The sequence below is a fragment of the Halalkalicoccus subterraneus genome (assembly GCF_003697815.1).
GTDB classification, from domain to species: domain Archaea; phylum Halobacteriota; class Halobacteria; order Halobacteriales; family Halalkalicoccaceae; genus Halalkalicoccus; species Halalkalicoccus subterraneus.
The window spans coordinates 225,760-238,855 of record NZ_RDQG01000085.1 but is presented as its reverse complement, the minus strand read 5'-3'; the positions used below and the strand labels follow the sequence as shown (position 1 = coordinate 238,855).

The 13,096-nt window shown below is 56.7% G+C and carries 12 protein-coding genes and 1 pseudogene; 8 read left to right on the top strand and 5 right to left on the bottom strand.

The window, feature by feature from the left end:
* The first annotated feature begins 1,032 nt into the window (after positions 1-1,032).
* The 6 genes from EAO80_RS18405 to EAO80_RS18380 all read left to right on the top strand — a co-directional run bounded on the left by EAO80_RS18405 (position 1,033) and on the right by EAO80_RS18380 (position 5,335).
* Complete coding sequence (locus EAO80_RS18405) at positions 1,033-1,245, top strand: hypothetical protein (RefSeq protein WP_122091278.1); 213 nt, start codon at positions 1,033-1,035, stop codon at positions 1,243-1,245.
* A gap of 269 nt (positions 1,246-1,514) precedes the next feature.
* Positions 1,515-2,501, top strand: coding sequence for a bile acid:sodium symporter family protein (locus EAO80_RS18400; RefSeq protein WP_122091277.1), 987 nt, complete (start codon positions 1,515-1,517; stop codon positions 2,499-2,501).
* Between the two features lie 77 nt (positions 2,502-2,578).
* Positions 2,579-3,400: an FAD-binding oxidoreductase gene (locus EAO80_RS20690; protein WP_211330769.1), complete on the top strand. Its 822-nt coding sequence runs from the start codon at positions 2,579-2,581 to the stop codon at positions 3,398-3,400.
* Between the two features lie 38 nt (positions 3,401-3,438).
* The gene (locus EAO80_RS20685) at positions 3,439-3,957 is read left to right on the top strand and encodes an FAD-binding oxidoreductase (RefSeq protein ID WP_281273060.1); all 519 of its coding nucleotides are present in this window, start codon (positions 3,439-3,441) and stop codon (positions 3,955-3,957) included.
* A 327-nt stretch (positions 3,958-4,284) separates the two neighbouring features.
* Complete coding sequence (locus EAO80_RS18390; protein WP_245998715.1) at positions 4,285-4,701, top strand: DoxX family protein; 417 nt, start codon at positions 4,285-4,287, stop codon at positions 4,699-4,701.
* A 271-nt stretch (positions 4,702-4,972) separates the two neighbouring features.
* The gene (locus tag EAO80_RS18380; RefSeq protein ID WP_122091327.1) at positions 4,973-5,335 is read left to right on the top strand and encodes a DUF5518 domain-containing protein; all 363 of its coding nucleotides are present in this window, start codon (positions 4,973-4,975) and stop codon (positions 5,333-5,335) included.
* Between the two features lie 110 nt (positions 5,336-5,445).
* Here EAO80_RS18380 and EAO80_RS21050 read toward each other — a convergent pair.
* The 4 genes and pseudogenes from EAO80_RS21050 to EAO80_RS18350 all read right to left on the bottom strand — a co-directional run.
* Positions 5,446-5,631 (bottom strand): annotated as a pseudogene (locus EAO80_RS21050) (orc1/cdc6 family replication initiation protein); the annotation flags it as partial.
* A gap of 833 nt (positions 5,632-6,464) precedes the next feature.
* A complete protein-coding gene (locus EAO80_RS18360) occupies positions 6,465-7,769 on the bottom strand; it encodes a lactate racemase domain-containing protein (protein WP_122091275.1) in 1,305 nt (434 codons plus the stop codon).
* Entirely contained in the window at positions 7,766-8,794 is a 1,029-nt protein-coding gene (pdxA, locus tag EAO80_RS18355; RefSeq protein ID WP_122091274.1) for a 4-hydroxythreonine-4-phosphate dehydrogenase PdxA, read from the bottom strand. The genes EAO80_RS18360 and pdxA overlap by 4 nt, the downstream gene beginning before the upstream one ends.
* Positions 8,787-10,031: a four-carbon acid sugar kinase family protein gene (locus tag EAO80_RS18350; protein WP_122091273.1), complete on the bottom strand. Its 1,245-nt coding sequence runs from the start codon at positions 10,029-10,031 to the stop codon at positions 8,787-8,789. The genes pdxA and EAO80_RS18350 overlap by 8 nt, the downstream gene beginning before the upstream one ends.
* On the opposite strand from EAO80_RS18350, the gene EAO80_RS20985 reads away from it, so the two are divergent.
* Both EAO80_RS20985 and EAO80_RS18340 read left to right on the top strand, forming a co-directional pair.
* Positions 10,030-10,488, top strand: a complete 459-nt coding sequence (locus EAO80_RS20985) for a DUF2270 domain-containing protein (RefSeq protein ID WP_122091272.1) — start codon at positions 10,030-10,032, stop codon at positions 10,486-10,488. The genes EAO80_RS18350 and EAO80_RS20985 overlap by 2 nt on opposite strands.
* A 110-nt stretch (positions 10,489-10,598) precedes the next feature.
* Positions 10,599-11,429, top strand: a complete 831-nt coding sequence (locus tag EAO80_RS18340) for a M14 family metallopeptidase (RefSeq protein ID WP_122091271.1) — start codon at positions 10,599-10,601, stop codon at positions 11,427-11,429.
* 259 nt (positions 11,430-11,688) lie between these two features.
* Here the strand turns inward: EAO80_RS18340 and trkA are convergent, their stop codons facing one another.
* The gene (gene trkA, locus EAO80_RS18335; protein WP_122091270.1) at positions 11,689-13,023 is read right to left on the bottom strand and encodes a Trk system potassium transporter TrkA; all 1,335 of its coding nucleotides are present in this window, start codon (positions 13,021-13,023) and stop codon (positions 11,689-11,691) included.
* Positions 13,024-13,096: the final 73 nt, after the last annotated feature.

Genomic DNA, 13,096 nt, shown 5'->3' with positions numbered 1-13,096 from the left:
AAAAGAAGGGATAACGCCGAGAGATGTGGCAGGAAGGGAACGTTAGTTACGCTACTCTCTTCTTCAGATTCTGGTTCCAAATATTTACATTATTATTTCTATATAAATTTACCATCTACTTAAATTACTTCATAGAAGTTATTAGTGATAAGTTATGATGGTTTCTTCAGAGAGTACCGCTGCCGGACTGTGATGAATTAGTGGGCCCTATGGGATCCACAGCCGCTGCGACAAACAGATTATGAATAAAGAGGATTATACTCCCTCTTCCCCACAGAGTGGTTCATTCCGGTATTGAGATTCGCCGACTACGGGTTCACTATTGAGTGAGAAAGCGCCTCAGAGTTAGTGATATCACCGTAGCTACGTCTCAGCCGCAGTTCCGTGAGCATGGATATTAGCAGACAATTTATAAACACTGGTGGAGCCGTAGAGTCAGTATGACTCATACGACACCTACTGACTGGCGATTTGAGGACTGGCAACTAATCGCAATTGCGCTCCTCACCTATCGCTATCAGGCCAAATGCACGGAATACGAACGAGAGACGATCGACGCGATGATCAGTGCAATTGCCTACTATTGGGATTGCGAGGAAGCAGACCTGTTCACTATCACGTCTCAATCACTTTTGGGTGAGTGAAAGAGTAGTGCTACGCATACTGCAGCAGAATACGAAGAACTTCACGAGAACAAGAACCAGAGCGCGACTTAGCTAGCAGACGAACACATTAGAATTTTCATAATTATTCCGCTCGCTGTATCTGAAGGTGTAAAATGCGGTCCAAGGTGGCCCATGACACCCAAGACCTCTTGATTGACATACGTCCCTGGAATCCACCTCTACCCTTCGAACCAATACCAATATCTACCATTTTACGACCACGCTCAGTTGTAGGCGAGCGTAATCAATCATCTTGTCACACTGTCCAGATAACAATTGTTGACGTTGCACAAGGTATTACTGCAACGGAGATCACGACTCGCAGCTGCACGGAATGATTAATTTGTCACAAGAGACTGGTTGCTCTATGATCGAAGTCACGTACGAGGACGCCACTGGTGAAATAACGACGGTTCACGTTGATGAAGCGAACATAACGCCCCAAGAACGCTATCTCCAGATACGAATTGTAGAGGATGAACGGCAACTCGATATCCCGACACAGAGGGTGATCGCCGTCGAACGTGATCTTAAGGAACTAGATGCGGACGACCGGACAGCAAGCGCACACTATCTCTGAATCGCTCTCGCGGTCCACTTTCCGTACAAAAGCAGGGAGTCGGTGACGACGGATATCTCACTCCCGATTCCCTTCCAAGCACCAGAGCCATACGCAGATGTATAGTCCGACTGGTCGTTAACGTAGAGTGGTTTGAACGAACAGGAGACGTTCTTGAGTGAGAGTTGTACGATACTGGTTCAACTAGGCATTTCAATCATATAATGGCGGATCTGTAACGCTGGCCGGAATCCCGTGAGTATATACAAACCACCGCACTGGGATGAGATATGTCGACAGAAAGCGGTCTCGAACGAATTAGCCGGTTTATCAGTAAATACTTCGTCGTGTGGGTGCTCATCGCTGCCGCCCTCGCAATTATCACACCAACTACGTTCGCCTGGATCGGCGATTACATCTCAATCCTGTTAGGAATAGTTATGCTTGGAATGGGACTGACGCTTACACCAGCAGATTTTCGGCGCATCATTGAACGTCCACGAGACGTCGCAATCGGTTCCTGTGCACAATGGGTGATTATGCCGACGCTGGCGTACGGTCTCGTCGTCGGCCTTGGACTCCCAACGGAGGTCGGAATCGGCCTCGTTCTGTTAGGTGCTGCGCCGGGTGGAACGGCTTCGAACGTCATGACATACCTCGGTAAAGGTGACGTCGCTCTCTCAGTAACGATTACATCAGTGACGACGATCGCAGCCCCGATTGTCATGCCTGCTTGGGTCGTCTTTTTGGCTGGTGAGCAGATCCAAGTAACGTTTGCCGAGATGTTCCAGGAGATCATTCTGATCGTTCTCATTCCGGTTGTCGCAGGCGTCGTGATTCGTCAGGTCTTGGATCGAACCGCACCGACCGCAGCCGAGATCGGTCTGACCGTTTTCCCGGCGATTAGCGTGCTCGCGATTGTCACGATCGTCGCCGCAATCGTCGGTCTTAACGTCGAGAACATCCTCGCCGCGAGCGGTGCCGCCTTAGCAGCAGTGGTCATTCACAATGCACTGGGACTAGGGGCAGGGTACGGTATTGGACAGACAACAGGTATGCCAGAGGATCGAGCTAGGACCTGTGCGTTCGAAGTCGGGATGCAAAACAGTGGCTTAGCCGTCGCTATCGCCGTCGCCTTTTTCAGCCCCTTGGCAGCACTCGTCCCCGCTCTCGCGAGCGTCTGGCATAACGTAACGGGTCCTGCACTCGCGACGTATTTCACCCGTCAAACGATCGAACAACCCACGACCGAACCAAGTACGCAGAATTCCGATTAAGGAGACTGGCTTTTACAAATAGTACCGGATGCAAACGCCTATCAGCCAGTCTCCCGCCAGCAGATATCACACAGCCAATGGAATACGACTGTTCGTTTGTCGCTGACGCCGTTACCGATGGTCGCATTAGCACCGCTGAAGACGTTCTCGAGGCTCATTCGAAGGATGAAGGACCACATAAACCCCACCGACCCGATGTCGTCGTCTGGCCCGATTCGGTAGAGGAGATCGCTGCACTTCTGACCGAAGCAAACGAGCGCTCGGTTCCAGTGACACCGTGGAGCGGTGGAACCAGTATCGAAGGAAATCCAATTCCCGTCGCCGGTGGAATCGTCCTCAATACCTACGAGTTCGACGAGATCACGGTTCGGAACGACGATCTCCAGGCTGTTGTCGGTCCGGGGGTCGTCTACGATGATCTGAACGCAGTCTTAGCACCGCATAACCTCCGATTTGCACCGGGTATCGCCGCGGGCGATATCGCAACGATCGGCGGCATGATCGCGAACAACGCGAGTGGTCTCAATGCAGTCCGCTATGGTGTAACCGGTGATCACGTTCTTCGATTGGAGGTCGTCCTCCCTGACGGACGGATCATCGAATGTGGTCGCGACGTCCCGAAAAGTACGGCCGGATACAACCTCAAGGATCTCTTTGTCGGTAGTGAAGGAACACTCGGCGTGATCACGGAGGCAACACTCTCCTTGGAAGGTATCGCTCAACATCGCCATGCTGCACTCGTGACGTTTCCATCGAGTGTGGCCGCCAGTCAAGCCGTCTCGACCATCATGGCGTCAGGCCTCAAACCAGGCGCACTTGAGTTCATGGACACACAGCTGGTCGAGTTGCTCAACGATTACAATAACGATGCCGACTTCCCGGTTGGGCCGCTTTGTTGATCGAACTGCACGGCAACAGCGGTGATCTCAGCACACAGATGAATCGTGTACGAGCGATCTGTGACGACCATGATGCGATCGAGTGGACGGAGGCCGATACTGACGATATCGAGTCAATCTGGCGTGCGCGCCGAGACGCGTATCCAGCTGCGTGTGAATACTACACTGATCAGACTGTCGGCGTCATCGGCGACGTCGTCGTTCCGATCTCGAAGTATTCCGAGATCGTCCGCCAAATTGAAACGATCAGCGATGATCTCGAACTACTGACGCCGTGTGTTGGACACGCGGGCGATGGAAACATCCACTTCCTGCCGATAGTCGATACGGACGATCCGGCGGCCATGAATCGCGTACAGAAACTGACCGACGCGATCGTGAGCGAAGCACTCGAGCTCGGTGGAACCGCCACAGGCGAACACGGAATCGGGATTGGGAAGCGAAAATTCATGCGCCAGGAACACGGCGACGGCGTTGACGTCATGAACGACATCAAGAATATAATCGATCCAACAGGAATCATGAATCCCGGCAAGACATTGCCTAGTGATGAGTGAAGTTCGATCGAGTATCGCATTGGGCTACGGGGAGGAGTCCCGTTTGACTGTCCTATCGTTCCAGTAATCCCAGAGAGGTGGTTCATCACAGTATCCAGTACTCCCACTCTCGAAATTGTCCAAAATGTTGAATGATTCTCATATCTCTCTCTATTCTGAATAGATGTTATAACCAGTCTTCCAAATTCGGGAAAAGTAGAACATAACTGGATCAAGTCCTGCGTATTGTCTGTTCACTCTCTTCTCTAAGGAATATCGCTTGCTGGCACAGACTGCGTACTACTAGATGAGGAAACTGTTTCCCGCTGTGAGAAGTATTTGGTACCGATGACTGGGATTCTCCACCAAATCAAACGCCCCTTACTCTATGTGATGGGGTCGGCATATGTCGTCGCAGGTGTTTTGCATTTCGTCGTACCGGAGTTATATGTTCAAATTGTACCCCCAGTCTTTCCAGCAGCGCTTGCACTCGTCTATCTGTCCGGTCTCGCTGAAATTGCTGTTGGGATCGGGCTATTGATTCCTCAAACTCGCCAGTATGCAGCATGGGCGACGGTTGTGTTGCTCGTAGCCATTTTTCCGGCAAACGTCTACATGGCGACCCACAGTGTTGTTGTTGAGGGGTTACCGGGCGGAGGTAATCCCTCTGATGTCGTTCGCTGGGGACAACTTCCACTCCAAGCCGTGTTGATTCTCTGGGCGCTCTGGTATACACACCCACCGACCAGAACAGATTTCCCGTGATACTCAATCGAGCCTGGTCTCCACTATTTAAGCATCTTACATCCAGAGAGTGATTTGTGTGCGTCATGCACGAACACCTAGCCTTCGTCAATGGTGAGATTCACGATACGGAGGTAGTGAGAGTACTGTCGGGGCGAATGGCGGCCCTCTCGGAGCGTGAGAAAGACAATGATTTCGTAAGAACTCTCAAGCGAGGAACCTCTCGACAGTCACGGACGCGAATGTCGCAAGCCGTACTGGTTTCAGTGCCCCAAGTGCATATCAAGTGTTCATGACTGATTGGCACTCCGTCGGTATCGGGTTCGTTTTGCAAGTAGTGTTCGGAATCATCGCGTTTGCGTTCTTAGGTGTCGGGACCGTCATCGCTGGGTTTCTCGCTGGCCTCGTCTCGGCCTACCTCACCAATCATGGTGCCAGAACCGGTGCATGGCACTCGCTCCTCTCCGGCGCTCTTGGTGGCATTATTGTTGCAATCATCGCCGGTATCGGTATCTCTCTCCTTGGTTTTGCACTTGACTCGTCAGAACTGGGGGCACTGTTCGGCGGGGGTGTAGTGGCTATCGGGGTTCTGATCGCATTCCTCACCGCGATCCCAAGTTCGGTCGGTGGTGCAATCGGCGGGTATGTCAACTGAAAATGATTGGCCACTAATGGACTACGACCTCAAAGCGATACTGACACAGGTCTCATCGGGCATCCGATCCTTCGATGTCTCGCTGGATCGCTCTTCCCAGTGGTCGACTCTCGAGAAAGCTGCATAAGGAGTTTATTGTCGTCTGCCTCCTCTGTTGGAACGTTTTGAGCGTCATCAGGTGGGGCGAGACGGTCGATCTCGTCGAGAACGACGATCACAGCATCATAGAGTTCGTCGATGACCGTCCAGAGTCGTCCAAGATGCGTTTGTAAGTCCCAATACGCGTTCTCGTGGATTTTACAACTATCGCCACGATCTAACGAGAAGGCTGGGAAGACGATGCGGCTGATATGGTCTGTAATCGATCCCGCTTTGCCGAGGACAGCTTGGTCACCAGTGTCTGGTTCTTCTTCGTCATCTTGTGATGGAAAGTTCCGTTCTGGTTCGCGCGGGCCAGCAACACCTGTATTCTGGGCTTTAATCAGAATTGTCCGCGCAGATAGCTCAATTGTCTCGCGAAGCTCTATAGTGAACCCGTCAGAGCGCGATATACTTGGTGTGATCTGTCTAATGTGCTTCTGTGGCGGGTTATCTCTCGTCACTATCGTGTTTATCTCCTCAGACAGCATATACAGCGCCATGGTCCGATCTACAGACCGTATTAAATACTTCATCGGCCGAGATGTAGCGGTTGCATTTACGCTCCTTCTCGTCTTCCCAGCGCTCGCATATTTTGCGCTGATGGCACCTGTTTGGTTGCAGGACCAGTTCCTGACTCAAGCCGTGGCTGATCCCGTCATCTGGGGGACTACGGCGGTTGTTCTCTATGTGGAATCCGTCGGAGTCGCCGCGTTGTACCGAGTCATGCGCGAACGCTCTACAACTGGTCAGCGAATGAGATACGACGCCTCAACTGAACGATAACTGTCCACATGGCTCTATTGGAACCCGCCGCAGATGATCGGCTGGGGTTGCCCAGCGCTACAGACAGAGCATAGACTTCTCGTCGCCTTCGCCTTCATCAAAGGAAGTGACGATCGGGCACAGCACGCCAGTAAACGAACAGTCTGATACGGTTATGCCGACCCGGGCATTACCTCCAAAGGAATTTCCGTCCCAGTAACTCGACTCAATCGAGAGAGGGGAGCGTCCCGTCCTCGAATCCGAGCGCTTCAAGCGGGCCGACCGCGACGTCCGCTCGCCCCTCCAGTTCACGGGCGACGGCCTCCGAGACGAGCAGGTCGTCGGGTTCCATCGTGTTCTCGATCCGGGCGACCCGGAGTTCGGTTGGATCCGCGACCCCCGTCGTCGAGCAGGCGAGGATCAGGGCCGTCAGGTCGTCGGGGACGACGAAGGGAATGCGTGCCCGTGAGGTTTCGCCGCTGGTGACGATGTTGACGTACATGTCCGAGAGTTCGAGATCCGCGACCATATCCCGGTGGACGAAGTCGGCTAGCCCGAGCCCCAGTCCGTTACCGTGCGAGGCGGGCGTGATCGAACACGCATAAATCCGAGTAACGTTCGGGCTATCGGGTTCGTCCTCGCCGTGAAACAGCACCCGTCCGATCACGTTAGTGTCCATACCCGTCCCCGAGACGTCCTTGCCGATCTCGTCGACGATTAGCAAGTCGAGATCGGAAACGGGTAGCATCGGGAGTTCCTCGCGCGCACGGTCAAGCAGTTCCGGTTCGCGCCCTAGAATCCGGTCCGCGGGGACACCTTCGATATGGCTCGCCCTGTCGGCGGCGTTCTCGATCAACCCGAGCCCACCCAGGATAGGACTCTCTTCGATGATCAGTTCGGCTCGTTCCCGTATGACCTCGCTGAAGTCGGCCGCCAGCCCGGCGTTGTGAAGCGACTCCGCGCCGCGGTGTTTTCCAAGTCCGATCACCGCTATCTTGCAGAGTCCGCTCTCGACAGGTCCATGAAAATCCGTATGCGGCTTGATCCGGTTCGCGAGGATCACGCCATCGACGTCGAGCGCGTCCTCCGCAACGTAGACCGGCCGGTCCAGACCATCGCGTCCGATCTCCGCGACCGACATCGAGGTACGGATCGGACACTCCAAACGGTCCTCGGTGATGCCGAGCGATTCGAGCGTCTCGCGTTGGCCCTCGCTGGTCGCCCCGCCATGCGAACCCATCGCCGCGATTACGGAGGGTTCAAACCCACGCTCGCGAAGTTCGTCGACCGCCGCTTCCAGCAGTGTGGGCATGTCGTGGATACCACGGCTCCCGGCCGTGATTGCAACCTCCGCGCCGGAGTCGAGCGCGTCGAGGGGTAGCTTCGAGACGGCCCGGCGGGCGACCCCCTCAACGTCCTCGATCGACTCAAGGTCCCGGTGGCGGGTCGCCCGCGCGAACCGGGGCAGGTCCTCGCGCTCGACGTCATTGGCACCCCGAAGGGTATCGCCGTCGGGAAACTTGAGGTTCACGCTGCGTCACCCGCTTCGAGGCTTGCCCCGTCTCGAGCCCGCGCCATCTCGCTCGCGACCTCGACGGCCTGAAGCAGGCTCTGCTCGCTGGCGACCCCTTCGCCCGCGATGTCGAATGCGGTACCGTGGTCGACACTGGTACGAATGATCGGCAGGCCGATCGTGACGTTGACCCCCGAGACCGCCCCGCCCTCCGCGAAGCCGAGCATCTTGATGGGAATGTGGCCCTGATCGTGATACATCGAGACGACGCAGTCCGCCGCGCCGCGAGCGGCCTGTATATAAACCGTATCCGGGGATTCGGGCCCGAAGGCGTCGATCCCTTCTTCACGAGCTCTCTCGACGGCGGGCTCGATCTCTTCACTGTCTTCCTCGCCGAGCAGCCCTCCATCACTCGCGTGGGGGTTCAGTCCTGCGACCGCAACCGTCGGCTCCTCGACGCCCAGTTCACGGAGCGCCTCGTCGGTCACCCGGATGGTGTCGAGCACCGACTGTTCGCTCACGAGGTCGCAGGCCTCTCGCAGTGGGACGTGGGTGCTGACATGCGTGACCCGGAGATCGCCCTCGATCAGCATCATCGAGTAGTTTTCCGTACCCGTGTAGTCGGCAAGCATCCCCGTGTGGCCCGCATACTCGCTGCCCGCGAGTTCAGTCGACTGCTTGTTGATCGGGGCGGTCACCATCGCGTCGATTGCGCCGGACTGAGCGAGCGAAATCGCTCGCTCGATATACTCCAGACTCGCCGTTCCGTACGCCTCGTGGACGATGCCGCGCTCCAAGTCGGCGACGTTGTCCAGATCGAGCACAGGGATTCGCTCGCGCTCGAACGACGCCTCGGTGGGCGAACCGATCCGCTCGACGCCGAGGTCCGACCCACAGATCCCGCAGGCGCTCTCGACGACCCCGGCGTCGCCGATCACCAGCACGTCAGCGGTCTCCCGAAGCTCGCAATATCCCTTGACGACGATCTCCGGGCCGATCCCGGCCGGGTCACCCATCGTGATTCCGATCGTGGGCTTACTCATGGTCGTTACCGAGGAATCGCAGGCAGTTAATTACTGTTCCCTCGTGTCCGAACCCACCCGCCTTCGTGACGGCTGGGGTGCCGTCAGCGATTCCACCGTCGAGCCGACTGACCGGGATTCCCGCCTCGATCTCCTCGCCCGAAAGACAAAGCGCTCTCACCTCCAGCGCATCGAAGACGGCCATCGCGACGTTCCCACCGGTAACGAACAGCCCAGCCGCCTCCTCGATCCCCGTCCGCGCAGCGCTCGCGAGCGCGTTGGCGACCCGCGTTTTGGTCACCTCGTCGTCGAGGCCGCCCTCCCGACCGAGTTCGAGCGTTCGATCGACCGCCTCCCGGTCCTGTGCGGCCGTGACGACGGTGTGCTCGCCGTTTGCGAGACGTTTCGTGGTCCGCTGGCCCGCCTTCCGGCCCGCATCCTCGGGATCGGCGAGCATCTCCTCGGGGTCGAGCGCGAGTACCCACTCGGTAGGTAGGGTCGAGAGTTGGTCCAACGAGCGCTCGCTGACGCTGCCAACGATCCCCAGAGATCCTCCGTCGCCGGCGATTCGGCGGGGCTCGCTATCGAGTTCGCCCGAAACGGCAACGTGTGCGGCGAGGCCGGCGCTCCCGACGTAGAGCGTCGGGCCGTCGAGTTCGCTGTCCGTCCGTGCGATCGCTTCGAGGTGCCGCTCGTGGGTCGTGTCACAGGCGACGAGCGCGCCGGACGGAACCTCGGCGAGCGCCTCGTGAATCGATTCAGATCCGGCGGCGACGACTTCGACTCCGAGAGGTTCGATGGGAGACTCGGCTTCGGCCAAGAGCGTCGGCAGGTGCGCATTCGGAGGACCGTTCGGGTCGTCTGCGTATTCGGTATCAGTAAGTAACTGACCGTCGACGAGGTGGTAGCCGCCAGCCGTGATCCGGCCGAGAGCGGGCGAGGCGGGCGCGAAGAGGGCGAGATCGAAGCCATAGGACATCGCACCCCGGATCTCGGAGACGACGTTCCCCCGAAGCGTCGAGTCGACCTTCTTATAGACGGCCCTCGTGTCGGTCGTTTCGATCGCCCCTCGGACCCGGTCTGCGGCGATCTCGGGGTCGACGTACCGGGAGTCGGTAGTGACCGCGAGGACGGTCGCATCCGGTGGTGTTCGGTCGGAGTCGACCTGTACCGCCGTCTCGTAACCTCGTTTCGCGAACGCGTGGGCGGTGTCGGTCGCACCGGTGAGGTCGTCTGCGACGACCAACGTGTGTGGCATGGTTCAGGCTTCGATTTCCTTGGTAAAAACGGGTTCCCTCGACAGGTCCTCGGCGGAGTACGGCGACGATTACAGCGGTGTGAACGGTGTGGCGTCGCGAGCGATTCTGCCGTGTACTCGAGCGTCTCGTCCTGGTCGGTCCCGTCCGGCATCAGGAGGACGACGATCCGCAGGCGTTTCCGACCGCGTTCTCGCGTGCACCGCCGAGGAGGCCATTGCACACCGACTTCGACGTGTGTATCTGCCGTTACTCGCGGTATTGCTTGCTGTATGGCTCGTCCATATAACGGCCTTTGATGCGGGAGCATGGACAGCGAGTGCTGCAGTCGGTATTCTCCCTGGTGTAGTAGTCATAGCCGTTGTTGGATTGTTCTATCTTGGTGCAGTTATTGCGGCTGTTCGCCCTCGAACGTGGTATGCGAGAGGTGAACTTCGATCGAAAGATCTCCGTGAGTAATGTGCTAATATATACTACAGCCCTCCTCCGTCTCTCAAATTCACTATATATGATGTTTGATATTCGTTAACAGAGCATTTACAAGCGATCACCCCGAAAACAGTAGTGGTATGCAACGTGACTTCGGGCTACTCGACGTGACCATTCGGGGTCCAAAAGAGCCGGAGGTCATAGTTATCGGTGGCGTCCACGGCGACGAACGAAGTGGCATCCGTGCGGTGCGGCGCCTGCGCGAAGCCGATCTCGATCTCCAACGGGGCGTTGCATTCGTACTCGCTAACCCGGCTGCGATCGAAGCCGACAAACGCTACCTCGATTCGGATCTCAATCGCGTCTTTCCCGGTGACCCGGACGGTGATCGAGAAGAACGGATCGCAGCCCAGCTCTGCGAACTCATCGAAGGGCATACAACCCTCTCATTGCACGCGACTGAGTCCGAACCCACGCCGTTTGCGCTCATCCACAGCTCTCGACCCCAGGAGTTCGATCTGGCCTCGGAGCTCCCTGTCCCATATGTCGTTGATCACTGGGGAGTGAATGAGCAGACGATCACCGTGTGTGGTCTTAGCGTCGAGATCGAGCTCGCGTCGGACGATTCCGAGGAAACGGCTGTGACCGCTGAACACCAAGCCCGGGCGTTCCTCAAGCGGGTGGACGCACTTCCGGGCGAGCCCTCTGACGCCGATCCGGAGTATTTCCATATGAGCGAACCCGTTCCGAAACCCTCCGGAACGTGCTACGAGCTATACGGAGAGAACTTCGAGCGTGTTCCTGCGGGAACGGCCTATGCGAGCGTCGATGGGACCGATCTGATCGCCGATGAGTCATTCTGGCCGATAATGATGTCCACGCATGGCTATGAGGATCTCTTCGGCTATGAGGGACACAAGATCGGTGAGTCACTTACAGAAGTAAAAGAAACGTGGCTCGACGGGGACTAGGATCAGCGAAATTCGTATAGCTGTGACGTCTATCCGCAACTATCGCGTTACAGTTGGCCGTTTTACAACCGCCGATCTCGAACCAAGTAAGAGTGTGCGTGATACTGACGAAGAAGGGGAGCGGGACCGTTACTTAACTCCGGTCAGGAATCCAAGTATCGAGAGCGGCCAGCTAAGTTCGAGACCCAGCAACGCCGATCTCATATAGTGGCTGTGTGCGGTCCCATTCACAGGAAAGGGAAACGATGAGCCTGCGTGTTCAGATCTTCTCCGTTACTTCATCCATCCGGTTGGTGGCGACGAACGCGATCACTCGGTCTCCGGTTTCGATGATGGTGCCTGCACGCGGTGTTCGAAGTGTCTCCCCTCGAATAATCGCACCGATGGTGAAACTCTCGGGTAGATGTTGTGCGATATCGTTCGGGGAATCCCCGGCTAAGATGCTCTGTTCGTCTACGACGATATCCAGAACTTCAGCCGCGCCGTGGTTGAGTATACTCACACTCTCCGTCCGCTGGTGATAGACCGATTGTAGGATCTCTTCTGTAACGATGTTTTCCGGGTGAACCGCTACCTCGATACCCCCCTCCTCGAAGATATCAAGCACCTGTGAATCATCAACGATCGCGGCTGTCCGGGCCGTCCCAAGTTCCTGTGCCAACTGTGCCAGCAGGTAGTTCGTATCGTCGTCGGTCGCACCAACCAGAAGGTCAGTATTCGGGAGCTGTTTGCGGCCGAACGCTTCGACGTCAGTCACGTCGGCTTCGATGACTGACGTGTTCTTGAGCCGATCTTCGAGCCAGGAGATCCGTTCGGGATCGTGCTCTACCAGTCGCGTGTCTAACCCGCGCTGTTCGAACAATCGAGCGATTTGATAGCCGATCGTGCCCCCACCAGCAACTATAACGGTGTCGTCCGACTGTGGCACCGGTTGGGCAGCGATGTCGTTTGCGAGTCGGGACACTGCCGTGGGACTCCCGATGACCACGAGTGAGTCCTCAGCACGAATAACGCTCTCCTTCTCTGCCGGGAGAATCCTCTCATCGCGAATGATGGCGGCGAAGGTCAGGGACGGATAGGTGTCTCCGTCTGCAACGGTCCGATCCGTTATCGGTGTGTCCTCTCCAATGTGGAATTCGGCGACCTCCGCCATGCCATCGGCGAGGACGCCGGTGGATCGAGCTCCCGGTACTGTCAAGGTTTGGACGAGGTCTTGTGCAGCGAGCAGGTCGACACAGAGCATCGCATCGACACCGAATCCACCGTCCGACGATTGCCATACCTGAAACAGTCCTGCGTCCTTGACCCGAGCGATCGTACGAATACTGCCGATTCGATTGGCAGTAGTACAGACCATCACGTTGGTCGCGTCATTATCGGTGCTCGCAATGACGATATCTGCGTTCTCCAGCCCGGCCTCTTTGAGCGTTACCAGTGATCGGCCGTCGGCAGTTATGCCCGTTATATCGAGCTGTGCGGTGAGCGTATCGACCAGATCGGGGTTTCGATCGATGACCGTGATCTCGTGCGTGTCAGCGAGATCACGAGCGAGGTTCGATCCCACGTCGCCTGCTCCGACGATGAGGATATCCATTTCTCCTGATAGAGGGATCCGCTATCTTGTAGTCTTTTCCGAACACACGTTCACTCCGGGGAGGAGGGTGTCC